Source organism: Nocardia sp. NPDC004340 (genome assembly GCF_053602575.1).
In genome coordinates this window covers 670,656-693,521 of the sequence record NZ_JBSGDW010000004.1, presented here as the reverse complement: position 1 = coordinate 693,521, position 22,866 = coordinate 670,656, and the positions used below count along the sequence as shown (strand labels likewise).

Genomic DNA, 22,866 nt, shown 5'->3' with positions numbered 1-22,866 from the left:
GGTCCTAGGCGATCTGTAGCTCGACCTCGACGGGGTCGCCGGCGGCCAGCCCTTCGGCGGTGCGCACGGCCTTCTTCATCGGCAGCACGTAGGTGCCGCGCTTGCTGTCGGGGAAGATCGAGGTGGACCAGCGGCTGGTTCCGACGGTGACTTTCACCTTCACCGAACCGAATCCGGCCGCGGTGTGGCCGTAGAGTTCGTCGATCTCGTCGGTGATGGCCTCGGGCAGGCTCACGAAGTGCCACGCGGCCTGGGCTTCCCATTCCCAGAGCTCGGCGGTGAACGTGTACGTGGACTTCGCCATGCCCCGACGATAGCCGCGAGGGCCGACAGGTTCGGGTTCGACGGTCAGCGGGTGAAGTATCGGGCGGGGGAGACGCCGACCTCGCGGTGGAAGGCGGCGACGTAGGCGCTCGGGGTGGAGTACCCGACGCGGGCCGCGATCCGGGCGACCGGCAGACCCGAGGCCAGCAGCGGCAGTGAGGCGGCGAGGCGGAGCTGGGTTCGCCACTGGCCGAAGGTGATTCCGGTCTCGGCGAGGAAGCCCCGGGCCAGCGTGCGGGCACTGGTGGCGACCGCCTCCGCCAGCTCGGCCAGGGTGCGCTGGTCGGCCGGGTCGGCGCGCAGCAGTTCGGCGACGCGGCGGGTGCGCGGCTCCTCGGGGGTGCGCGCGCCGATCGGGATCACCTCCACCGGATCGAGCAGGTCGAAGACGACCGCCTCGGTGCGTTCGCGCTGGGCGTCGGTGGTGGTGGTCGCGGTCAGGTGCAGGAACAGTTCGTGCAGGAGCCGATCCACGCGCAGCATCACCGGGTCCGGGTAGTGCACCGGCGACCGCTCGGGGGTCAGGAAGATTCCGTGCATGATCGCGCCGTCGAGGGTGCCGGTCCGGTGGACCGTCCCGCCCGGGATCCACAGGGCGCGCGTCGGCGGCAGCACCCAGTGCCCGCCCGGGGTCTCGACGGTCAGCACTCCCTGTGCGGCCCAGGCGATCTGGTGTTGTTCGTGCTCGTGCTCGTCGAACCAGTACCCGGCGGGCAGCGTGCCGAGGCCGAACACCATGGCGGTCGGCCCCGACGGCGGGGCCAGCACCCGGGTCTGGCCGTTTGGCGACATAATCTGTCACTGTAGTCTCTCGCGGCCACGTGCGCCTCGCCCTAGCGTTATGGCTATGGGGATGAACTACTTTCACCAGCTACTCTGCCGTTCGAGCACCTGGGAGCGGGCCAGCGCGAACCAGATCGTCCCGTGGGCGTTGCGGGGCATGGACCTCGGCGACAACGCCCTCGAGATCGGACCCGGCTACGGCGCGAACGTCGACACCCTGCGCACCCGCGTCCCCGCCCTCACCGGCCTCGAGATCGACCCGGCGCTGGCCGCCCGCCTGCGCACCCGCAAGGCCGGCAAGATGCGGATCATCGAGGGCGACGCCACCGCGATGCCGTTGCCCGACACCGAGTTCAGCTCCGTGGTCAGCTTCACCATGCTCCACCACGTCCCCACCCCCGCCCTCCAGGACGAGCTCTTCGCCGAGGCCTTCCGGGTCCTGCGCCCCGGCGGCGTCTTCGCGGGCAGCGACGGCATCGACCGCCCCACCTTCCGGCTCATCCATCTCGGCGATACCTGCGTCCCGGTCCCGCCCGCCACGATGCGGGCCCGCCTCTCCCGCGTCGGTTTCACCGACATCGAAGTCCGCAGCGCGGCAACCAACTTCCGCTTCCGCGCCCGCCGCCCCGAGTAGGCCGGACGGCGGGTCGGCCGAACGATCAGCCGAAATAGACCGCCGGGTCGAGGGCGTCGATGGGTGTCCAGCGGGGAATCGACACCGGGGCTTCGGTGTCGGCGGCGGGCGGGTCGAGGCGGTAGCCCTGGAGATCCAAGGCGAGCCAGGGGTTTTCGTCGATCAGCCGGACGACCGCGTAGCAGGCGGCCAGCATGTGCAGGCAGCGGGCGTTGCGGGCGCGGCAGGAGCAGTCGGTGGCCGCGAGGATCGGGGTGACCGAGATGCCCGCGGCGAGGACCGCGGCGTGCAGGTCGTCGCCGAGGGTGAGGCTGTCGGCGGGGACCACAACGGCGATGGCGTCGATGGTGGCGCGCGGGAACGAGGTCAGTTCCAGGTGCGTCACCGAGGCTTCGGAGCCGCGGTGGATGTGGGCGCGGACCACGGTGCCCTCGATCTCGGTGCGGACGCCGTTGTTGCGGGCGATACTGCGGGCGCGGGGGAGCAGCGGCTCGGGTTTGGTGAGGTTCAACGGTTCCGCGAGCCGGACCCAGTCCTTGCCCCAGGCGGTGTATCCGAATTCGTTGTCGGCCATATCAGTTCCCCCGCTTCCGGTGCAGCAGTTCCAGGAGTCGTTCGTCGTCGAGGCGGGCGAGTTCGGCGACCCCGGCCGCGTCGGTGAGGTCGGTGAGCGCGGACTTGCGGTCGTGCATGCCGGCGATGTGCTCCTCGATGGTGGTGCCCGAGGTGAGGGTGGTGACGGTGACGGTGCGGGTCTGCCCGATGCGGTGCGCGCGATCGGAGGCCTGCGCCTCCACGGCCGGATTCCACCAGCGGTCGTAGTGCACGACGTCGGCGGCCCGGGTGAGGGTCAGGCCGGTGCCCGCGGCGCGCAGGCTCAGCACCAGGATCGGTGGGCCGTCCGGGGATTGGAAACCGGAGACGAGCTCGGCGCGCTGTTCGGCGTTGAGTCCGCCGTGGAAGAACGGCACCGCTATCCCGAACTCCTCGGCGCAGTGCCGGACCAGCAGCTCACCGGTCTTGCGGTACTGGGTGAACACCAGTGTGGGGGAGTCGTTGTCGAGGTTGCCGGCCAGGATGTCGGAGCAGACGTCGAATTTGCCGGAGCGCCCGGCCAATTCGCTCAGGTCGCCGGTGATCAGCCCGGGGTGGTTGCACACCTGCTTGAGTTCGGTGAGCACGGCCAGTACCCGGGTGTGCCGTTGCGAGCCGCTGCCGAAGCCCTGGGCCTCGGCGCGTTCCAGCAGCTGGTCGTAGATCCGTTCCTGTTCCGCGGTCAGGTCGCACACCAGGTCGGTGTGGATCTTGGGCGGCAGGGTCGCGGCGACCTGGGTCTTGCGGCGCCCCAACACGATCGGCTCGAGGGCGTCGCGCAAGCGCAGCACCGCACTCGCCGAGCCTTCGCTGATGGGCCGCACGAACCGTCGCCGGAATTGCGCCTTGTGGGTGAACTCGCCGGGCACGACCAGGTTCAGCAGTGCCCACAGTTCGTCGAGGTGGTTCTCCACCGGCGTGCCGGTCAACGCGATGCGCGCGTCGGCGGGAATCGCCCGCGCCGCCTTGGCGACCTGGGTGCGCGGATTCTTGAGCACCTGCGCCTCGTCGAAAACGACGCTCGCCCAGCGCTGCCCGGTCAGGGCCTCGCCGTGCCCGCGCAGGGTCGGGTAGCCGGTCACCACGATGGCGCCCGCGTCCGCGTCCGGGGCGTCGCCGCCGCGCCAGGCCACGGCCCGCAGTCCGGGCGCGAACCGCTCGATCTCATGCGCCCAGTTGCCGACGAGTGATGTTGGACACACTACGAGTTGTGGCCCGTCCGCGGCCTTCCCGAGGAGGTAGCCGATGGCCTGCACGGTCTTGCCGAGGCCCATCTCGTCGGCCAGCACCGCGCCGCCGTGTGTGGCGGTCGTCTCACGCAGCCAGGTGATGCCGCGTGCCTGATACGGCCGCAGCTCGGCCTTCAGTCCGGAGCGCAGCTCGGCACTCAGCGTGACGGTGTCCCGCAGCGCTCGCAGCGTCCGCGCCGCGGACACCACGGCCGTTCCCGTGGCGTTGGGCACGGCGTGCGCGGCCGTGGGCAGGAGGCGGGTCTCGATGCCCGTGTCGAGGGCCTCTCGTAATCGGTGTATCGATTCGCCGGGATTGGCGATAGCCAGAGCGCATAACCGTTCCGGTTCCACCAGAGCGCATTCCACGTCGGCGACGCCGATGCCGTCGCGGCCCGGGACGGTCAGGGCGATGGTCTGCACCTCGCCCAGTTCACGCGGCGCGCTTCCGGGACCGTGGCCGGTCCACGTCCAGAGCGCGACCATATGACGATCCTGCAGGTAGGTGGCTTGCGAGGTCTGCGGCACCCATCCGTTGTACCCGGCCGGACTCGCCGGGCGCACATGACGCTTCTCGCGTTGCGCGCAGCACTTTTCACGTGTCTTCGGCCACATTTGTGACCGCTACCACTTTTTATAGCGGTCATGCATAGCGAAAGCGGGCGACCTGCCGGTCGCCCGCTTTCGGGGTTTTCTGTTGGGAAGATGGAATTGTCGTGAGTTGGGAGGAGCTGTTACAGCGCCGGTGCCGACTCCGAGTCGATCACGGCCTCGAGCGCACGAAGGCGGTCCATGTGCTCATTGGCGTGATGCTGGCAGAAGAGCAACTCTCCACCTGCGGGCAAGGTAGCGCGCACGCGCGCAGCCGCCCCGCAGCGGTCGCAACGATCGACCGCGGTCAGTGGGGTGCTTGTCAGGGTTCCTGGCATGACTCCTCCGTCCTGGCTCTGGGTGTTCACGCACCGTTCGCCTGGTGTGGGGGCCCGCGGACCATTCCGCGAACCTCGCTACCGCTACTTCCCAGCAGTGGCTTGTTGACTACTCTGTCAGACGTTCGGCGAGAGGACTTTGTTCCCGTGCAGTTTCCCGTGTGTTTTCAGTAACACGACCTGGGATTTCGCTGAAAGCGAACAGGTCCTGGTGGCTGCCCTTCAGGACGGAGGAACCTCCCGTTCGAACACGCTGATCGAGTTGTCTATCCGGAGACTACCCGGGCGCACTGACACTCACACTCCGATTGGCTGTCGTGCCCTGTGCGCCAGCAAACCGTAATCAAGGCGGCTGAATCGGAGACCGGGCCGCGACCGGCGCGACCTCGCGTTCACCTGGGGCTTCGATACCTTCAGGGGGTATGCGCTTCCTGCATCGTTCGCCCGTCGCGAACGGCCGTGCCGCCCGGCGTGTTCAGAACCAGGATTCGTCGAGTTCCACGGTGGTGCGATCGCCGGAGTCGAGCAGGTCGAATTGCGGTGCGGTGCGGGGGAGTTCCCACCGGAAGAAGTACCGGGCGGCCAGTCGCTTGCCGTGGCCGAAGGCCGACTCGGGCAGGGCATGGGCGGCCACCGCCTGCTCCAGCCAGATCCAGGCCAGCACCACGTGGCCGAACGCCTCGAGATAGACCGCCGAATTGGTCAGCGCCGCTTCGGGGTTGCCCGTGCCCCACAGGCCCGCCGTGGTGGCGGCCAGCCGGCCCATGGCGGCCTCCAGGGCGTCGCCGAATCCGGCCAGCTCGGCGTCGCCGGTGCCGCGGGCCGTCGAGGCGGTGGCCGCCATCGTCTCCAGCAGGGTCGTCAGGGCCGCGCCGTTGTCGAGGGTGACCTGCCTGCCGAGCAGGTCCATGCTCTGAATGCCGTGGGTGCCTTCGTGAATCGGGTTGAGGCGATTGTCGCGGTAGTGCTGTTCCACGTCGTAGTCGCGGGTGTAGCCGGCGCCGCCGTGGATCTGGATGGCCAGGTCGTTGGCGGTCAGGCACCACTGGCTGGGCCAGGACTTGGCGATCGGGGTGAGGATCCGCAGCAGCGTGCCCGCCCGGTCGCGGCCGGATTCGGTTGCCGCGGTGCGGTGCTCGTCGACCAGCTTGCCGCAGTAGAGCTGCAACGCCAGCGCGCCTTCGGCATAGGCCTTCTGCGCCAGCAGCATGCGCCGCACGTCCGGGTGCTCGATGATCGGCACCTGCCCGCCGCCGCGGGCGCTGACCGGGCGGCCCTGCGGACGGGTGCGCGCGTAGTCGAGGGACTTCAGGTAGCCGGTGTAGCCGAGCGCCGTGGACGCCAGACCGACCCCGATGCGGGCCTCGTTCATCATCGTGAACATCTGCGCCAGTCCATGATTCGGCTTGCCCACCAGGTAGCCGACCGCGCCCGGCTCGCCGCCCGGGGTGAAGTTGCCGTCGCCGAACACCGGCGCGGTGTTCACCGTGCCGCGCCAGCCCATCTTGTGATTGATGCCCGACAGCACGACATCGTTGTGCACGGTCGGTTTGCCGTCGGCGTCCGGCAGGAACTTCGGCACCACGAACAGCGAGATGCCGCGGGTGCCCTCCGGCGCGCCCGGGGTGCGGGCCAGCACCAGGTGCACGATGTTCTCCGACAGCTCGTGGTCGCCGCCGGAGATCCACATCTTGCGCCCGAACACCCGGTACGAGCCGTCCGCCGCGGGCACGGCCCGGGTGGTGATGTCGGCCAGACTGGACCCGGCCTGCGGCTCCGACAGGGCCATGGTGCCGAAGCTGCGGCCCTCCAGCATCGGACGCACATAGGCGTCGATCTGCTCCGGGCTGCCGTGCGCGGCAAGCAGATTCGCATTGCCGGTGGTGAGCAACGCGTACGCGGCGGTGCCGACATTGGCCGCGTGGAACCACGACATGCACGCGGTGTAGACCGAGTGCGGCAGCTGCATCCCGCCGACCTCGTAATCCATTGCCGCGCCGATCATTCCGGCGTCGGCGAAAGCCTGCAACGCCTTGCCGACCGCGGGGATGATGTGCACCCGCTCGCCGTCGAAGGTGGGCTCGTGCAGATCGCTCTCGCGATTGTGCGGAGCGAAGTAGGTGGCCGCCAGATCCTGACAGAGACGCAGCACCTGGTCGAAGGTGTCGCGGGAGTGGTCGGCGAAGCGGTCCCGGGTGGTCAGGGACTCCACGTCGAGCCAGTCGTAGAGCAGGAACTCGAGGTCGCGCGCGGACATGATGGTGGAGGGGTTCATGGTTCCTCGAACGGTCGGGTAGCGAAGTCGTACCTGCCGGTCTACCAGATGCCCCGCGCGCTCCGCTGACCAGCATCGACGCGCCGGAAGTTACCGGACGCGGGTCAGGGTCGGTAAGGAGTTCCGGTAACCGCGCGCCCGCATATCCGGACCTTCACGCGTGCCCGCGCCCACTGCCATGCCGCACCATCGTGCGGCGCGCCGCACCGTCACGATCGCACCGTCACGCCGCGAGCGGCAGCGTCACGACCGCACCACGTGGCGGCCGCGGTGGGCGCGGCCGAAGTGGCCGGGTGACTGGCCCTTCCAGGTGCGGAAGGCGGAGGTGAAGGCGGACACGCTGGCGTAGCCGAGTCGGTCGGCGGCCTGCTCGACGGTGAGGCCGGCGATGAGCAGCTCCTCGGCGAGGATGCCGACGGTCTCCAGGCTCAGTTCGCGGAAGGTGGTGCCCTCCTCGGCGAGACGGCGGCGCAGGGTGCGGACGCTGACGTCGAGGTCGGCGGCGATGCGGGTCTGGTCGGCGGAGCCGCCGTGGCGGATGAGCAGCTGGCGGACCCGGCCGCTGAGGCCGCAGCGGCTGCGCCGGGACTCCATCAGGTCGGCGCACTGCTGCTCGTAGAAGCGGGCGGTGGACAGGTTCGACTGGGGGAGTGAGGTTTCCAGGGTGGCGGCCCGGAACTCCATGCGGGACTGCGGCATCGAGAAGCGCACGTCCTCGACGCCGAAGACCGCGCCGAACATCTCGTAGATGGGGTGGGCGCCGATGTAGAGCTCGACGCGGACGGCGGGGACGCGGATCGGAATCAGGTCCTGCTGGACGGTGGCGATGGCCGCCAGATCCCGTTCCAGGGCGAAGCGCCGGATCTCGGCGGGCAGTGCGCTGTCGTCGCGCTGGATCCAGACCTGGGTGCCGCGGGTGTCGAGGGAGTGGCGGGCGGTGGTGAACGACAGGTCCGCGTAGCGCAGGGCGATGTCCATCGCGTGCCGCAGGCTGGCGCTGCTCATCAGCGCGAAGCCGAGCACACCCATGGACGGCGGATGGCACAGCAGTCCGGCGAGCAGCCCCATGCCGGGTTCGTCGTCGGTGGCGGCGACGACATTGGCCATGACGGAGTACTCCTGCGCCATGGTGATTTCGGTCGACGGGTCGCGCAGGGCGGGTTCGCGGATGCCGCTGCCGTGCAGCACGTCGGCCAGCGGAATGCCGCGGCCCACAGCGAAATCGGCCAGCAGCGCGGTGCTGGTGATGGAACGAATCCGCGCCAACTCTTCCGTCACTCGGGAAGTCTCGCAAACTCCGGGCGTCCGCACTGCCGTTACCAGCCGGTAAGGTGCCTGGTGCGGCCCATATTCGCTTTCCGTGCTGCCTGGATCTCGGCGGTGAGTCGGCGGCGGTGGTGCTGTCCGACGCCGACCTGGATCGAGCCGCGGCCGGCATCGCGCTCGGCGGGCTGGCGAAAAATGGGCAAAGCTGCAATAGCGTGGAACGCGTCATCGTCGAGTCCGGCCCCAGCCGTACTGAGCCGCCCTCGCCTAGATTGGACGGGTGGGAATCGAACAGGACACGACACCGGCCACCCTGCTGCACATCTGCTCCCGCGAGGAGTGGGAGAACGCCCGCGCCGCAGGCGAATACCGCGCGCCGTCGCTGGCCGAGGCCGGATTCATCCACCTGTCCGCCCCGTACCAGGCGCACCTGCCCGCCAATCGCCTCTTCGCCGGCCGCACCGATCTGGTCCTGCTGCACCTGGATCCCGCCGCGCTCGGCTCGCCGGTGGCATGGGAGCCGGGCGTGCCCACCGATCCGGACTCCATGCTGTTCCCCCACCTGTACGGCCCGCTGCCGCTGACGGCCGTCACCGCGGTGACCGATTTCCTGCCCGGACCCGACGGCGGCTTCGCCCCGCTGGAAGCGAACTGATCACGCCCCGGACGCAGCTCCCCGCTATTCGCGCGCGTTGTCCTAATCTGGACTCGTGAACGTCGATGTGACTGCCCTGCCCGGTATCGGTGTCCGCAAGGACTTCGAAGTCAGATCGGGCCGGCGGATCGGAGTCGTCGCGCACCGGGACGGCGGAATCGACCTGATCGTCTCCCAGCGCGACGACCCGGACGCCTGCATCGCGCAGGTGCCGCTGGCCCCCGACGAGGCCGCGGTGCTGGCCAATCTGCTCGGCGCGCCGCAGCTGGTGCAGCAGCTCCGTGAGGAGCACTCCGACCTGCCCGGGATCACCACCCGCCAGCTCAGCATCAGCGGCAGCTCGCCGTACCGCGGGCGCATGCTCGGTGAGACCGGCATGCGGACCCGCACCAAGGCCTCCATCGTCGCGATCATGCGGGCGGGGCAGGTGCAACCGTCGCCGGGTCCGGATCAGGTGCTCGACTCCGGCGACATCCTGGTCGTGGTCGGAACTCCGCACGGGCTGGACGCGGCCGCTCGCATCCTGGCCGACGGCTGAGCCCGGTGGACTCGACCGGCCTAGCCCTGTTCGAACTCGGCGCGATCTTGTTCGCGCTCGGCATGCTGGGCCGTCTGGCCGCTCGCTTCGGCATGTCGCCGATCCCGCTCTATCTGCTGGGCGGCCTGGCCTTCGGTTCGGGCGGCATCGTGAAGATGAAGGCCGCGACCGAATTCGGTCACATGGCCGGCGAGATCGGCGTGGTGCTGCTGCTCCTGCTGCTCGGATTGGAGTACACCGCCGCCGAATTGGTGACCGGGCTGCGCCGCTCCTGGGTCGCGGGTCTGATCGACATCGTCGCCAATGCCACGCCCGGCGTGCTGGTGGCGCTCATGCTCGGGTGGGGTGCGGTCGGCGCGGTCACCATGGGCGGCGTCACCTACATCTCGTCCTCGGGCATCGTGGCCAAGGTGCTCAACGACCTCGGGCGGCTCGGTAACCGCGAGACGCCGGTGGTGTTGTCCATCCTGGTGTTCGAGGATCTGGCCATGGCGGTCTATCTGCCGATCCTCACCATGATGCTGGCCGGGCTGAGCTTCGTCAGCGGACTGCGGTCGCTGGCCATCGCGCTGGTGGCGATCACCGTGGTGCTCATCGTGGCGCTGCGCTACGGCCGCTACGTATCGGCCATCGTGGACAGCAACGATCGGGAAGTGTTCCTGCTCAAGCTGCTCGGCGCGGCGCTGCTGGTGGCGGGCGCGGCCTCGGCGCTGAAGGTGTCGGCGGCGGTCGGGGCGTTCCTGCTCGGCATCGCCATCTCCGGATCCACCGCGCAGGAGGCGGCCAAACTCCTCGAACCGCTGCGAGACCTGTTCGCGGCCATCTTCTTCGTGGCGTTCGGGCTCAATACCGATCCCACCGCGATCCCACCGGTGCTGGGGTGGGCGATATTGCTGGTCGTCGTGACCGCGCTGACCAAGATGGCCACCGGGTGGTGGGCGGCCTCACGACAGGGGATACGGAGGATGGGACGGGCGCGATCGGGTGCGGCCCTGGTGGCGCACGGCGAGTTCTCCATCGTCATTGCCGGGCTGGCGGTTTCGGTCGGCGGGGTCGATCCGCGACTGGCGGCGCTGGCCTCGGCCTACGTGCTAATGATGGCCGTGCTCGGCCCGATCGTGGCCCGCCTGGTCGAGCCCACCATCCGGCTGGTCCAGCGCAACCGTGGGCGGATCGACCCGGTCCCCAGCTGAATTCGTGCTGCTTCCGGCCGCATCGGCGGGTTGCGCCGGATTCCGTTTCGCCGCCTTGCGCTCGCGGACGGTGATCAGCCGGTGCGAGAGCGCCACCGCGACCGCGCCCACCGCGAAACCGATGAGCAGCGCGAAGAAATGGCCGTAATCGGTGAACGTGCGCCCGTGCCACACCCCGAAGCCGTACCAGACCAGCATGGCCAGCGCCCACACCCAGCGGGCCGGACCCCGCAGCCGGAAGGTCAGCACCGCCAGCATCGCGGAGATGCCGTAACTGGGACCGACATCCGAGGCGAACGCCACCCGGGTCGGGATCAGCTGCTTGTCCAGCTTGTGCGCGATGCCGAGCACGGTGATCAGGGTCGCGCCGACATGGCCGATGGCCACCACCACGATCCAGCGCAGCGACCCCAGCCAGCGTTCGGCCAGCGCCATCAAGGTGATCAGAATGACGATATCGGTCCAGGGGAACCCGCCATCGGTCCAGAACGCCGAGGCCACCAGCACCTGGATCGGATCCCGCTGCATATTGCGCAGATTCGTGGAGGCCGAGAAGATCAGCCGCCGGCCCACGATGTCGCTGGCCCCGCGCAGCGTCCACCAGGTGATGAACAAGGTGAACGCGTAGGCGATACACGCCGGGGTGACCGCGAGCAGATCGCGATAGGCCTGGACCCCGCGCCGCACCCGATGCGGCTCCGCCCACCACTGGACGAGTGTGCGGAACCGCTCGCCCAGGTCAACGGTCCGCAGCCAGGGCGGCTGATAGGTGCCCAATGCCATTGCGTCATGCTAACCCGAGGTCAGGGGCTCGTCAGTGCATCGCCGCGACCCGCATCCATGGCGGGACGGCGGCGGGCGACTACCGTCGATGCGGTGCGCGGGCATGCGATCGAGCTGCTGCGCGCGAGCCTTCGATGCTGGAGTCGATCTCAGGAGGTGTGACCTGGTGCGGATGTGGCGGGGCGTCGTGCTGTGGGCCGGGGCCGCGGTGGTGACGCCGTTCCTCGGATTCACCGGATACACCCTCGGCCGGGCCCGGCGGGCGCCCCGGCCGGGCGCGGAGGTGGTGGTCGTGCTCGGCTGCCGACTGCGCGGCGACCGGGTCTCACCGATGCTGGCCCGGCGGTTGGATCGGGCGCTGGAGGTGATCCGGGACGAGCGGGGGCGCAGGCCCCTGGTGGTCGTGTCCGGCGGGCAGAGCGGCCGCGATACCGTGCCGGAGGCGATGGCGATGGCCGATTACCTTGTGGCGCACACGATTCCGGCGACGGGCATCGTCGCGGAGAATCGGTCCCGGAACACCGAGGAGAATCTGCGGTTCACCGCCGAGGAATTGGACTCGCTCGGCATCGACCCGCGCACGGCGCGAATCACGGTGGTCACCAGTGATTTTCACGTGTTGCGCACGCGGCGGCTGGCCCGGCGGCTGGGGTTGCGGGCCGAAGTGACCGGGGCGCGGACCACCCGTCTGCTGACCCGCAAGTCGTTCGCGCGCGAATTCGTGGCGGTCCTCGTGTCGCTGGGCCGGGACGGATGATCAGGCGGGGAGCGGCTCAGTTGGCGGCGCCGCGCAGGTCCAGACGGCGCATCACCCGGTCCACCACATCCGGCGGGACGCCGGGTTCGCGGCGGGCGGCCAGGGCTTCGGAGCGTCCCGCTTCCAGCACGTCATTGGTGATGGCCCGCATCTTCGCGGTGAAGGCGATCGCGCGATCGGTGGCCATGCGGGCATTGCTGTCGGCGGCCTCGGGGTCGGCGTGGGCGAGGCGGCGTTCGAAGCTTGCCCGCAACCGGTCGTAGACCTCCTCGGGGAGCTGCTCGGTCTGCGAGATCTCTTCCAGCCGTGCGATTTCGGCCTGCAGCACCCGCGTCCAGAGCTCGCGTTCGATGACGCGTTCCGCGCCGGTGTCGGCCCGCACACCCGTGGCGCGCACCACCGCGGGCAGCGTCGGGCCTTGCAGCAGCAGCGTGAACAGCACGACCGCGAACGCCGTGAACAGGATCTCGGTGCGTCCCGGGAACGGCTTCCCGGTGTCGGTGGTGAACGGGATGGCCAGCGCCAGCGCGACGGTCGCCACCCCGCGCATGCCCGCCCACCAGGTGACCAGGGTCTCGCGCCAGTTGTAGGGCTCGTCGCGATCGTGGGCGCGCCACCAGGATTGGAAGAGCTTGGTGGTGATCAGCAGCCAGATCAGCCGCAACCCCACCACCACCGCGATGACCACGGCGGCCCCGCCGAGGAAGCGCGGCCAGTCCGGTCCGGCGTCGCGCAGCACCGTGCTCAGTTCCAGTCCGATCAATCCGAACGCGAACCCGGTGACCAGCATTTCGGTGATCTCCCAGAAGGAGTCGCCCACCAGGCGGTAGTCGCTGTCGCCGAAGTCGGTGGCGGCGTCGGTCAGGTACATCGAGCACACCAGTACCGCCAGCACCGCCGACCCGCCGCGCGATTCGGAGAAACCGTAGGCCGCGAACGGCAGCAGCAGTCCGAGCGCGACCCGCCACGGGGCCTCGTCGAGCCGTTGCATGAGTTTGCTTCCGGCCCAGCCGAACAGCAGCCCGACCGCCGCCCCGACCAGCGCCGACACCCCGAAGTCGAGCAGCGCGCCCCAGGCCGAGAAGCTGCCCGACACCACCGCCTGCACCGCGACCGTGTACAGCACGATCGCGGTCACGTCATTGAACAGGCCCTCGCCCTCCAGCACCGCGACCAGTCGCCGTGGCAGCCCGAGCTTGCCCGCCAGCGCCGACACCGCCACCGGATCCGGTGGCGCCACCAGCGCGCCCAGCGCGACCGCCGCCCCGATCGGGACGGCCGGATACCAGAGGTGGAAGGCCCAGGCCACGGCCACGGTGGTGACGATGACCAGCACCACCGCGCGCAGGCTGATGGCCGCCCAGTTCTCGGCGAACTGCCGCCACGAGGTGCGTCGCGCGGCCGCGTACAACAGCGGCGGGAGGACCAGCGGCAGAATCAGTTTCGGATCGATCTGGATATTGGGGACCTGCGGGATGAGCGCGAGCACCACGCCGAAGGCGGTCATCAGGACCGCCGGGGCCTGGCCCAGCCGTCGTCCGAGCGGCTGCGCGAGGATCGTCGCGAACAGGACCGCGAAGATCAACTCCAGCTGATGGTGGTCCACGGCCCTCAGTTTGCTGCGGATGCGCCCGAAAGTCGAACACCGCATGCCGATTCTCAGCGAACGCGAACCGTGATTCTCAGGCTGCCGGGCAGGTGGTTCTCAGCCTGCCCGGCCGGGCGGCTCAGCCCGCGCGGTAGCGGTCCGAATGCCAGTCGCCGGGGACGGCCAGCTCGTGGCGGCCGGGCGCCTGATAATCGGCGGCGGGCGGATACAGTCCCGCCGTCCGGTAGTCGTGCGGGACGGGTTCGTCCTGGCCCGAACCGCGCGCGGCGGCGGGCGAGTTGGCCTGCAACGACCAGCCGGGCCGGTGTTCCGGGGCGGGCCGGCTTTCCGGCATGGGCCGCGCGGGACCGGGCATCATCGACCGCTCGTCCACCTCGGTGAGCCCGACGTGGATGAGCAGCACCAGCGTCACCATGCTGACGCTGATCATCAGCGGGGCGAGCAGCTCCATCGCGCCCGCGCCGTGCGGGGTCTGGGCGTTGTCCATGTGGTGCGCGTTCATCGACGCCATGCCGGTGTAGTGCATGCCGCACACCGCGACACCCATGATCAGGGCCGCGCCGATGGTCGCCCAGATGCCGGTGATGACCACCGTGAACCACAGCGCGACGGTCGCCGCGACCACCGCGATCACCATGGACAGGGTGACGATCCAGACGTCGTAGCCGATCATGGCGTCCGAGTGCATGGCGTACATGCCCGAATAGTGCATCGCGCCGACGCCCAGGCCGGTGACCGCGCCGCCCGCGAACAGCGAGTAGCGGCCGAACGGCTCGCGCGCCACCACGAACAGCCCGGCCCAGACGACCAGGATCGAGATCACGGCGCTGAGCAGAGTGAGCGGTACGTCGTAGCGGATCACGGCGCCGCGAATGGTGAAGCCGAGCATCGCGATGAAGTGCATGACCCAGATGCCGGTGCCGCCGATGGCGATCGCCGCCGAGATGAGCCAGCCGCCACGTCCGTCCCCCGACCGGGCACGCGCCGTACACCGCAGACCGAGCAGCGATCCGGTGACAGACATGATGTAGGCCAGGACGGGGGTGATCCATCCATAGCTGAAGTGGTGAATTTCCAGCACTCGAACTCCATTGCCAGAACAGGGGTTTCGCAATCGCAGACGCGACGGGGGCACACTACCGGGCATGATTCGCTTTGGGAAATTGAAAGGGAATGTTTCATCTTAATTAATTCCGGCTGGGATGGTTCCGACTGAACAGCAACCTGCTGGTAGCCGGAATGTCATGTCCCCGTGGGACTTTGGCTGGTGCGACCGGTTCGATTCATGTGTCATGCGCATGACGACTGGGCCGATCCTGTGGCGTAGTTATCATTCGGCAGCATTGTCGGCGAACGGCTTTCACGGCGACGCCGGATCCTGTCGCGTAGCGTGCCGATCAGGTAACCCTTCGTTCACGGCCCGGGGGCGGCGCATGACCACGCGACTCACGACATTCACCAATGACGGACTCACCTTCGACGTCGTCGACGAGGGTCCGCTCGACGGCATCCCGATCGTGTTGCTGCACGGGTTTCCACAGACCGCCGCCCAGTGGGCGCGACTGACACCACACCTGCACGAGCGCGGCTATCGCACCATCGCGCCGACGCAGCGCGGTTATTCGCCTCGCGCCCGGCCGCGCGGCCGTTCCCCCTACCGGGTCAGCGCCCTGGTCTCCGACATCGCGGCGCTGATCACGACGCTCGGTACCGGGCCGGTCCATCTGGTCGGGCACGACTGGGGTTCCACGGTGGCCTGGTCCACGGCCGCCACCCATCCGCATCTGGTGCGCACGCTCACCTCGGTGTCGGTCGCGCATCCGATGGCGTTCATGCGGTCGATGGTGAGCAGCACCCAGTTCTTCCGCACCTTCTATATGGTGCTGTTCCAGCTGCCGTGGCTGCCCGAGGCCGTGATCACCGGACTCTTCCGGGCCCTCGACGCGCCCGGCAATCCGGAGCGCCGGGTGCGCGCGCTGGCCGTGTCCGGCATGGGCGAGGACCAATTCGACCGGCTCGCCCGCGATGTCATCGCCGCCGGGGCGCTGCCGTACGCCCTCAACTGGTATCGCGCCATGCTCATCGTCGACCCGCGTGAGACGACGCGGAAGATCACCACCCCCACCACGCACGTCTCCAGCACGCGGGATCCGTTCATCGCCACCAAGTCCGCCGCCCTCACCCCCGACTACATGGCGGCTCCTTTCATCCACGAGATCCTCGACGCCACCCATTGGATCCCCGAGGAACGCCCCGCCGAACTCGCGGCCCTCATCGCCGCGCGTGCCGCCACCGCCTGAACCGGCCGCCCCCGCACGCGTGTCGCTGTCCGATCCCGGTGGCGCGCAACGGCCATCATGAGGGGGACCGTGCCGGGTGCGCACCCGGCCGGAACCGATCAGGAGGCTGTTGTGAGCGACCACGAAGTGAAGATGATCATCCTGTCCACCGATGACCTGGACGAGTCGATCAGCTTCTACACCGAAACCCTGGGCATGCCGTTGAAGTTCCGCGACGGCGCGCACTTCGCGGCGATCGACGGCGGGCCCATCACGCTGGCGCTGGCCACCGCCGTCGACCACCCGATCCACGGGCAGGTGGTCGTGGGCATCAAGACCGCGGACGTGGACGCCGCCGCGAAGGCGATCGAAGCCAGTGGCGGCGGCATCGTGACCGCGCCCTACAACGACGCGCACGAACGCCGCGCGGTCGTCTACGACAACAAGGGCAACGGTCTGGTCTTCTACAGTCCGCTGCCGAAGTGACCGACCGGCGCGTCACGGTCGAGGCGGTCGTCGACCACGGGTACCGCGTGCTGGTCGACGACGGCACCGACTCCGCCGACCGGCGCGCCGAACTACTCCGCCGCCTCGCCTGACTCACGCGCGGTATTGCCGCGTGAGGCCAGGGAGGCCGCCGCCGCGACGGTCGGCCAGGGCTTGGGTCGGGGCGGTTTGGTGACGTCGGCCCGAATCAGGTGGTCGCCATAGGGTTTCGCGGCCTCCTCGTCGAGGCCGTGATCGGTGATGAGGGTGTGGATCTCGTCGAGCCCGGCGACCCGCGCCAGGGCACGGTGGCCGAACTTCGAACTGTCGACGACCACGGCGGTGGAGCGCGCGGTGGCGATCATCGCCCGCTTGACCGGGACCTCGAGGGTGTTCGTATTGGTGATCCCGGCGTCCACGTCCACCGCGTCCGCGCCGAGGAACGCCCAGTCCGCCGCGTAATCGCGCAGGAATTCGACCGTGCGGTCACCGGCGAGGGTGTAGACCGAGCCGAGCAGTTCACCGCCCGCGACGAGTAGCCGGAAGCGTTGCAGGCCCGCGATGTACTCGGCGATGCGCAGGTCGTTGGTGATGACGGTGAGACTTTCGCGGCGGCTCAACGCGACCGCGACCTCGTAGGTGGTCGAGCCGCTGTCGAGGATCACCGTGTCGCCGTCGGCGACCAGGCCCGCGGCCACCCGCGCGATGGCCGACTTCTCCTGCAGCCGTGTGTTTCTCTTCGCCGAATACGGCAGATCCGAGGTGACGCCGGGGATGGGCCGCGCGCCGCCGTGGGTGCGCTGGATCTGGCCGTCGCGTTCGAGTGCTTCCAGGTCACGGCGGATGGTCGAGGTGTCCACTCCGAGCTCGCGGGCGAATTCCTTCGCCTCGACGTAGCCGTCGGTGGTCAGCCTGTCGAGGATCCGACGCCGGCGGGTGCTGGAGAGCAACGGACCTCCTGAAGGGTTGTCGAGCCATCGTCGCCGTCTCGGATGGTACGCGATCCTGCGCGAAACATTGACAGCGATCGGCCTCGGTTGCATGATTTCGTGCAACATCTGCTCGAAAACGAGCAATCGCAGACTGTGTCAGAGGTATTCGTATGAGTGATCCGTTGCAGCTCCTCGCCCGAGAAGGCGTCTCCCTCTGGCTGGACGACCTGAGCCGCGGCCGGATCGAATCCGGTGGACTGGCCGAATGGGTCGATCGAGGCATCACCGGCGTGACCACCAACCCGGCGATCTTCGAGGCCGCCCTGCGCGGGTCCGAGCAGTACCGCACACAGCTGCGTGAATTCGCGCAACTCGGTATGGGCACCGCGGACGCCGCGCGCATCCTCACCAGCTGGGACGTGCGGGCCGCCTGCGACGTGCTGCGGCCGGTGCACACCGCGACCGACGGGCTCGACGGCTACGTGTCCCTCGAAGTCGATCCGGCCTGGGCGCACGACACCGAGCGCACGGTGAGCGAAGCGATCCTGCTGTCCTGGCTGGTCGACCGGCCCAATCTGATGATCAAGGTTCCGGCCACGCCCGCCGGACTGCCCGCGATCACCGCCATCCTGGGGCGCGGGATCAGCGTCAACGTGACGCTCATCTTCTCGCTCGGGCGGTATCGGGATGTGCTCGACGCCTTCCAGGCCGGGCTGGAGCTGGCGCGCGAGAACGGGCACAACATCGCCCGGATCGCCTCTGTCGCTTCGTTCTTCATCTCGCGCGTGGATTCCGAGGTCGATGCCCGGCTCGACGCGCTGGGCAGCGATGCGGCGAGTGCGGTGCGTGGCCGCGCCGCCATCGCGAACGCGGTGCTCGCCTACGAGGCGTTCGAGCAGACCCTGCGCGGCGAGCGCTGGGCGGCGCTGGCCGCGGCGGGCGCGCGGCCGCAACGGCCGTTGTGGGCGTCGACCGGGGTGAAGGATCCCGCCTACGAGGACACCCGGTACGTGGTGGATCTGGTCGCGCCCGGGACCGTGAACACCGTGCCCGAGCCGACTCTCGCGGCGGTCATCGATCACGGCAAGGTGGCCGGCGATCAGGTCACCGGCCGCTACGACGACGCGCACCGGGTGTTCGGGGAGCTCGACGCGCTCGGCATCGACATGAACGACATCTCCGCCAAACTGGAGCGGGAGGGCATCGCCAAGTTCCAGCAGGCGTGGCGTGAGCTGATCGCCGGGGTCGAATCGGCGCTGGCCGACCGGGCCGCGGTGCGGGGATGACCGGCTTCCCGGCGTGGGCGCGGCTGGCCGCGCACCGCGAAGAGCTTGCGGGGGAGCGGATCTCGGAGCTGTTCGGGCGGACGCCCGATCGGGGTCCGGCGATGACCGTCGAGCACGACGGGATCGTGCTGGACTATTCGAAGAATCTGGTCACCGGTGAAACCATCGACCTGCTGGTCGAACTCGCCGCCGAACGTGGTCTGGCCGCGGGCGTCGAGGCGATGTTCACCGGTGCGCCGATCAATGTCACCGAACAGCGCGCGGTGCTGCACACGGCGCTGCGTGCGCCCGCGGACTCGGTGGTGGAGGTCGACGGCGTCGATGTCGTGCCCGCCGTGCAGCGCACCCTCGAGCGGATGGCGGGTTTCGCGCAGGCCGTTCGGTCGGGGGAGTGGCGTGGGGCGACGGGCGAGCCCATTCAGGCCGTGGTCAATATCGGGATCGGAGGCTCGGATCTCGGACCGGCGATGGCGTGCCTCGCGTTGCGCGAATACGGCACGGGCACACTGGAATCGCGATTCGTCTCCAATGTGGACGGGCATGATCTGACCCGGACGCTGCACGATCTCGACCCGGCGACGACGCTGTTCGTGGTGGCGTCGAAGACGTTCACCACCGTCGAGACCCTCGCCAATGCGCGGGCCGCCCGGGAGTGGCTGATCGACGCGCTCGACGATCCTGCCGCTGTGGCACAGCATTTCGTCGCGGTGTCGGTGAACGCTGCCGAGGTATCGTCCTTCGGCATCGATCCGGCCAACATGTTCGAGTTCTGGGATTGGGTCGGCGGCCGCTACTCGCTGAGCTCGGCGATCGGCCTGTCGGTGATGATCGCGATCGGCGCCGAACAGTTCCGGTCGTTCCTCGCGGGCGCGCATTCGATGGACGTCCACTTCCGTACCGCACCACCGGATCGCAACCTGCCGGTCCTGCTCGGGCTGCTCGGGATCTGGTATCGCAACTTCTGGGACGCCCAGACGCACGCGGTGCTGCCCTACGATCAGCGGCTCGCGCGGCTGCCCGCGTATCTGCAGCAGCTCGAGATGGAGAGCAACGGCAAGTCGGCCGATCGTGACGGGAATCCGGTCGGTGTCGGCACCGCGCCGATCGTCTGGGGCGAACCCGGCACCAATGGCCAGCATGCCTTCTTCCAGCTGCTGCATCAGGGAACCGTCACGGTCCCTTGCGATTTCATCGGCGTCCTCACCGCCGCGCATGATCTCACCGGGCATCACGACCTGTTGATGGCGAACCTGTTCGCCCAGTCGCAGGCGCTGGCCTTCGGACGCACCAGCGACGACTCGGGGGAGCACCGCGCGTTTCCCGGCAACCGGCCGAGCAGCACCCTCCTGCTGGATGAGCTGACCCCGTACTCGCTGGGCGCGCTCGTCGCCCTGTACGAGCACAAGGTGTTCACGCAGGGATGGATCTGGAACATCAACTCGTTCGACCAGTGGGGCGTCGAACTCGGAAAGATCCTCGCGACACGGATTTTCGACGATATCGAGTCCGGTTGTGAACTGTCACATGACAGTTCGACCAATGCCCTCATCGAACGTTACCGCCGCCTGCGCAAGGCGGCCGATCACCCCGAGAAAGCGGTACAGCGATGACCCTGAAGATCGGCTACAAGGCCTCCGCCGAGCAGTTCGGACCCCGTGACCTCGTCGAATACGCAGTGCGCGCCGAGGAATTGGGCCTCGACAGCGTGGTCGTGTCCGACCACTTCCTGCCCTGGCGGCACAATGGCGGGCACGCGCCGTTCGCCTTGTCGTGGATGTCGGCCGTCACCGAGCGCACCAGCCGCGTCCAGATCGGCACCAGCGTCCTCACCCCGACGTTCCGCTACAACCCGGCCGTCATCGCCCAGGCTTTCGCGACCATGTCGCTGCTGTCCAACGGTCGCGTCATGCTGGGTGTCGGCACCGGTGAGGCGCTCAACGAGATCGCCGTCTCCGGCCGGGAATGGCCGGAATTCAAGGAACGCTTCGCCCGCCTGCGCGAAGCCGTCACCCTGATGCGCAAGCTCTGGACCGAATCCGACGTGTCGTTCGAGGGCGAGCACTTCACCACCGTGAAGGCCAATATCTACGACCGCCCCGAGCAGCCGGTCCCCGTGTACATCGCCGCGGGCGGCCCGGTCGTCGCCAAGTACGCGGGCCGCGCCGGTGACGGCTTCATCTGCACCTCCGGCAAGGGCATGGAGCTCTACAACGACAAGCTCATGCCCGCCGTCGCCGAAGGCGCGGCCGCCGCCCAGCGTGACCCCTCGACCATCGACAAGATGATCGAGATCAAACTCTCCTACGACCGCGACCGCGACCTGGCCCTGGCCAATACGCGTTTCTGGGCGCCGCTGTCGCTGACCCCCGAGCAGAAGCACAGCGTCGACTCCGCCGTCGAAATGGAAGCCCTCGCCGACCAGCTCCCCATCGAGCAGGTCGCCAAGCGCTGGATCGTCGCCTCCGATCCGGACGAGGCGATCGCCGGCATCAAGCCGTACCTCGACGCGGGCCTCAACCACCTCGTCTTCCACGGCCCCGGTCACGACCAGGAACGCTTCCTCACCCAGTTCGCCACCGACCTCCTCCCGCGCCTGCGCGAACTCGACTGAGCCACAACCGATCTCCGCCTCGAAGGATCTCCTCATGCATATCGGAATGGTCGGCGCGGGCCGGATGGGCGCCGGCCTGGCCCGCCGGCTGGTCCGCGCGGGCCACACCTGCACGGTCTACGACCCCAACCCGGCCGCCGTCGCCACCCTGACCGCCGACGGCATCCCCGCCGCCGCCTCCCTCCCGGAACTGGTGGCGGCCCTGCCGAAACCCTGCGCGGTCTGGATCATGGTCCCCGCCGACCTGACCGGCACGGTCGTCGACGAACTGACGCCGCTGCTCACCGCGGGCGATGTCGTCATCGACGGCGGCAATTCCTTCTACCGCGATGCCGTCACCCGCTCTCAGACGTTGTCCGAGCACGGTATTCACTACCTCGACGTGGGCACCAGCGGCGGCACGTCCGGCCTCGACCGCGGCTTCTGCCTCATGATCGGCGGCCCTGCCGAAGCAGTCGAACGCCTCGACCCGATCTTCCGCACTCTGGCCCCCGGCATCGACGCCGCTCCACGCACTCCCAGCCGTGACGGTGTCGCTGCCCCCGCCGAACAGGGCTACCTCCACTGCGGCCCGTCCGGCGCGGGCCACTTCGCGAAGATGATCCACAACGGCATCGAATACGGCCAGATGGCAGCCCTGGCCGAGGGCATGTCCATCCTCCGCGCCGCCGGAACCGGCACAGCCGAACCCCATTCCGGCGTCGACCCCACCTACGACTTCGACGTCCCCGCCCTCCTGGAACTCTGGCGCCGAGGCAGCGTCATCACCTCCTGGCTCCTCGACCTCACCGCCACCGCCCTCCACACCGACCCCGACCTCACCGAATTCAGCGGCCACGTCCCCGACTCCGGCGAAGGCCGCTGGACCGCCCGAACCGCCATCGACCTGGCCGTCCCCGCCCCGGTCCTCACCACCGCCCTATACTCGCGCTTCGCATCCCGCGACGGCGCTTCGTACGCCAACAAGTCGTTGTCCGCCATGCGAAAAGCCTTCGGCGGCCATACCGAACACCGCGCATTCGCCGAATGACACGGTGATTCACCCGATCCGAAGGAGGCGGTCGAGATGGCCGGACGCCCGATGCCGGCCGCGGAATGCGACCGGCTCTGGGAAGCCTGGACCCCCACCCAGGCCGCCTCGCGACTGTCGAGTGCCCCACCCTGCTGGTACGTCGCGGCCGGGTGGGCATTGGACCTGTTCGTCGGCGGCCTGGGTCGCACGCACTCCGACCTCGAAATCGGCGTTCCCCGTGACCGATTCGGCGAAATCGCGGCCGCTCTCCCCGGCTACGAATGGGACGTCGTAGGCGATGGCCACGTCTGGCCGTATCCGGAGGAAGTCGACAACCACCATCAGACCTGGCTCCGCGAACCCGCGACCGGCCGCTACCGCCTCGACGTGTTCCGCGAACCGCACGACGGGGAGCAGTGGGTGTGCCGCCGCGATCCGTCGATCACCTTGCCGTACGACGAGTTGATCCTCCGCAGCGCGGGCGGCATTCCCTTTGTGATCCCAGAGGCCGTTCTCCTGTTCAAGGCGAAAGCCCGTCGCGCCAAGGACGAGGCGGACTTCCTGCGTGCACTCCCCGCGATGGAAGGTGTCCGGCGATCGCGGTTGTCCGACTGGCTGTCACGGGTACACCCCGGCCACCCCTGGCTAGCGGAACTCGGATAACCAACGGCAAGCAGGGACACGGGGCCGT

General features: G+C 68.9%; 23 protein-coding genes and 1 pseudogene. 13 read left to right on the top strand and 11 right to left on the bottom strand.

Going from position 1 to position 22,866, the window contains the following annotated elements; translation table 11 throughout:
- Positions 1–4: 4 nt before the first annotated feature.
- Together ACWEOI_RS20010 and ACWEOI_RS20005 are read right to left on the bottom strand one after the other, a co-directional pair.
- The gene (locus ACWEOI_RS20010; protein ID WP_433672465.1) at positions 5–304 is read right to left on the bottom strand and encodes a DUF1905 domain-containing protein; all 300 of its coding nucleotides are present in this window, start codon (positions 302–304) and stop codon (positions 5–7) included.
- 44 nt (positions 305–348) lie between these two features.
- Positions 349–1,116, bottom strand: a complete 768-nt coding sequence (locus ACWEOI_RS20005) for a helix-turn-helix domain-containing protein (protein ID WP_452360544.1) — start codon at positions 1,114–1,116, stop codon at positions 349–351.
- A gap of 55 nt (positions 1,117–1,171) precedes the next feature.
- Here ACWEOI_RS20005 and ACWEOI_RS20000 point away from each other — a divergent pair, with 55 nt between their 5' ends.
- Complete coding sequence (locus ACWEOI_RS20000) at positions 1,172–1,741, top strand: methyltransferase domain-containing protein (RefSeq protein WP_433672467.1); 570 nt, start codon at positions 1,172–1,174, stop codon at positions 1,739–1,741.
- 25 nt (positions 1,742–1,766) lie between these two features.
- Here ACWEOI_RS20000 and ACWEOI_RS19995 read toward each other — a convergent pair whose 3' ends face one another.
- From ACWEOI_RS19995 to ACWEOI_RS19975, 5 genes are all read right to left on the bottom strand, one after another.
- A complete protein-coding gene (locus tag ACWEOI_RS19995; RefSeq protein ID WP_433672468.1) occupies positions 1,767–2,315 on the bottom strand; it encodes a hypothetical protein in 549 nt (182 codons plus the stop codon).
- Between the two features lies 1 nt (position 2,316).
- On the bottom strand, positions 2,317–4,050 hold the full coding sequence (locus ACWEOI_RS19990) for a DEAD/DEAH box helicase (protein ID WP_452360663.1): 1,734 nt from the start codon (positions 4,048–4,050) through the stop codon (positions 2,317–2,319).
- Between the two features lie 248 nt (positions 4,051–4,298).
- The gene (locus tag ACWEOI_RS19985; RefSeq protein ID WP_364689144.1) at positions 4,299–4,493 is read right to left on the bottom strand and encodes a DUF7455 domain-containing protein; all 195 of its coding nucleotides are present in this window, start codon (positions 4,491–4,493) and stop codon (positions 4,299–4,301) included.
- Between the two features lie 475 nt (positions 4,494–4,968).
- Positions 4,969–6,768 (bottom strand): acyl-CoA dehydrogenase, encoded by a 1,800-nt coding sequence (locus ACWEOI_RS19980; RefSeq protein WP_452360543.1) that lies wholly within the window; start codon positions 6,766–6,768, stop codon positions 4,969–4,971.
- A 243-nt stretch (positions 6,769–7,011) separates the two neighbouring features.
- Complete coding sequence (locus ACWEOI_RS19975; RefSeq protein ID WP_452360542.1) at positions 7,012–8,046, bottom strand: AraC family transcriptional regulator; 1,035 nt, start codon at positions 8,044–8,046, stop codon at positions 7,012–7,014.
- Between the two features lie 62 nt (positions 8,047–8,108).
- Between ACWEOI_RS19975 and ACWEOI_RS19970 the strand changes: the two are divergent.
- From ACWEOI_RS19970 to ACWEOI_RS19955, 4 genes and pseudogenes are all read left to right on the top strand, one after another.
- Positions 8,109–8,273, top strand: a pseudogene (locus ACWEOI_RS19970) (aldehyde dehydrogenase family protein); the annotation flags it as partial.
- A gap of 47 nt (positions 8,274–8,320) precedes the next feature.
- Positions 8,321–8,689 carry a DUF952 domain-containing protein gene (locus ACWEOI_RS19965; RefSeq protein ID WP_433673309.1) on the top strand — a complete coding sequence of 123 codons (369 nt, stop codon included), beginning with the start codon at positions 8,321–8,323 and terminating at the stop codon, positions 8,687–8,689.
- A gap of 55 nt (positions 8,690–8,744) precedes the next feature.
- Complete coding sequence (locus tag ACWEOI_RS19960) at positions 8,745–9,227, top strand: cation:proton antiporter regulatory subunit (RefSeq protein WP_433672471.1); 483 nt, start codon at positions 8,745–8,747, stop codon at positions 9,225–9,227.
- A gap of 5 nt (positions 9,228–9,232) precedes the next feature.
- Positions 9,233–10,420, top strand: coding sequence for a cation:proton antiporter domain-containing protein (locus ACWEOI_RS19955; RefSeq protein ID WP_433672472.1), 1,188 nt, complete (start codon positions 9,233–9,235; stop codon positions 10,418–10,420).
- On the opposite strand, the gene ACWEOI_RS19950 is transcribed toward ACWEOI_RS19955, so the two are convergent.
- The gene (locus tag ACWEOI_RS19950) at positions 10,319–11,203 is read right to left on the bottom strand and encodes a rhomboid-like protein (protein ID WP_452360541.1); all 885 of its coding nucleotides are present in this window, start codon (positions 11,201–11,203) and stop codon (positions 10,319–10,321) included. The genes ACWEOI_RS19955 and ACWEOI_RS19950 overlap by 102 nt on opposite strands.
- 172 nt (positions 11,204–11,375) lie before the next feature.
- Between ACWEOI_RS19950 and ACWEOI_RS19945 the strand changes: the two genes are divergently transcribed.
- The gene (locus ACWEOI_RS19945) at positions 11,376–11,960 is read left to right on the top strand and encodes a YdcF family protein (protein ID WP_452360662.1); all 585 of its coding nucleotides are present in this window, start codon (positions 11,376–11,378) and stop codon (positions 11,958–11,960) included.
- A gap of 16 nt (positions 11,961–11,976) precedes the next feature.
- On the opposite strand, the gene ACWEOI_RS19940 is transcribed toward ACWEOI_RS19945, so the two are convergent.
- Together ACWEOI_RS19940 and ACWEOI_RS19935 are read right to left on the bottom strand one after the other, a co-directional pair.
- On the bottom strand, positions 11,977–13,566 hold the full coding sequence (locus ACWEOI_RS19940; RefSeq protein WP_433672475.1) for a Na+/H+ antiporter: 1,590 nt from the start codon (positions 13,564–13,566) through the stop codon (positions 11,977–11,979).
- Between the two features lie 121 nt (positions 13,567–13,687).
- The gene (locus ACWEOI_RS19935; protein WP_452360540.1) at positions 13,688–14,650 is read right to left on the bottom strand and encodes an MHYT domain-containing protein; all 963 of its coding nucleotides are present in this window, start codon (positions 14,648–14,650) and stop codon (positions 13,688–13,690) included.
- Positions 14,651–15,002: 352 nt separating this feature from the next.
- Here ACWEOI_RS19935 and ACWEOI_RS19930 point away from each other — a divergent pair, with 352 nt between their 5' ends.
- Both ACWEOI_RS19930 and ACWEOI_RS19925 read left to right on the top strand, forming a co-directional pair.
- The gene (locus ACWEOI_RS19930; RefSeq protein ID WP_433672477.1) at positions 15,003–15,869 is read left to right on the top strand and encodes an alpha/beta fold hydrolase; all 867 of its coding nucleotides are present in this window, start codon (positions 15,003–15,005) and stop codon (positions 15,867–15,869) included.
- Positions 15,870–15,980: 111 nt separating this feature from the next.
- Positions 15,981–16,334, top strand: coding sequence for a VOC family protein (locus ACWEOI_RS19925; protein ID WP_379096961.1), 354 nt, complete (start codon positions 15,981–15,983; stop codon positions 16,332–16,334).
- Between the two features lie 92 nt (positions 16,335–16,426).
- On the opposite strand, the gene ACWEOI_RS19920 is transcribed toward ACWEOI_RS19925, so the two are convergent.
- Positions 16,427–17,284 (bottom strand): DeoR/GlpR family DNA-binding transcription regulator, encoded by an 858-nt coding sequence (locus ACWEOI_RS19920; protein ID WP_452360539.1) that lies wholly within the window; start codon positions 17,282–17,284, stop codon positions 16,427–16,429.
- A 152-nt stretch (positions 17,285–17,436) separates the two neighbouring features.
- Between ACWEOI_RS19920 and tal the strand changes: the two genes are divergently transcribed.
- Genes tal through ACWEOI_RS19895 form a run of 5 tightly spaced genes read left to right on the top strand, consistent with a single transcriptional unit; the run spans position 17,437 to position 22,838 of the window.
- Positions 17,437–18,552, top strand: a complete 1,116-nt coding sequence (gene tal, locus ACWEOI_RS19915) for a transaldolase (protein WP_452360538.1) — start codon at positions 17,437–17,439, stop codon at positions 18,550–18,552.
- The gene (gene pgi / locus ACWEOI_RS19910; RefSeq protein WP_452360537.1) at positions 18,549–20,162 is read left to right on the top strand and encodes a glucose-6-phosphate isomerase; all 1,614 of its coding nucleotides are present in this window, start codon (positions 18,549–18,551) and stop codon (positions 20,160–20,162) included. The genes tal and pgi overlap by 4 nt, the downstream gene beginning before the upstream one ends.
- Positions 20,159–21,163 carry a glucose-6-phosphate dehydrogenase (coenzyme-F420) gene (fgd, locus tag ACWEOI_RS19905; RefSeq protein ID WP_452360536.1) on the top strand — a complete coding sequence of 335 codons (1,005 nt, stop codon included), beginning with the start codon at positions 20,159–20,161 and terminating at the stop codon, positions 21,161–21,163. Before pgi ends, fgd begins: the two co-directional genes overlap by 4 nt.
- Before the next feature lie 34 nt (positions 21,164–21,197).
- Positions 21,198–22,193 (top strand): phosphogluconate dehydrogenase (NAD(+)-dependent, decarboxylating), encoded by a 996-nt coding sequence (gnd, locus tag ACWEOI_RS19900; protein WP_452360535.1) that lies wholly within the window; start codon positions 21,198–21,200, stop codon positions 22,191–22,193.
- A gap of 36 nt (positions 22,194–22,229) precedes the next feature.
- Positions 22,230–22,838 (top strand): hypothetical protein, encoded by a 609-nt coding sequence (locus ACWEOI_RS19895; RefSeq protein WP_452360534.1) that lies wholly within the window; start codon positions 22,230–22,232, stop codon positions 22,836–22,838.
- Positions 22,839–22,866: the final 28 nt, after the last annotated feature.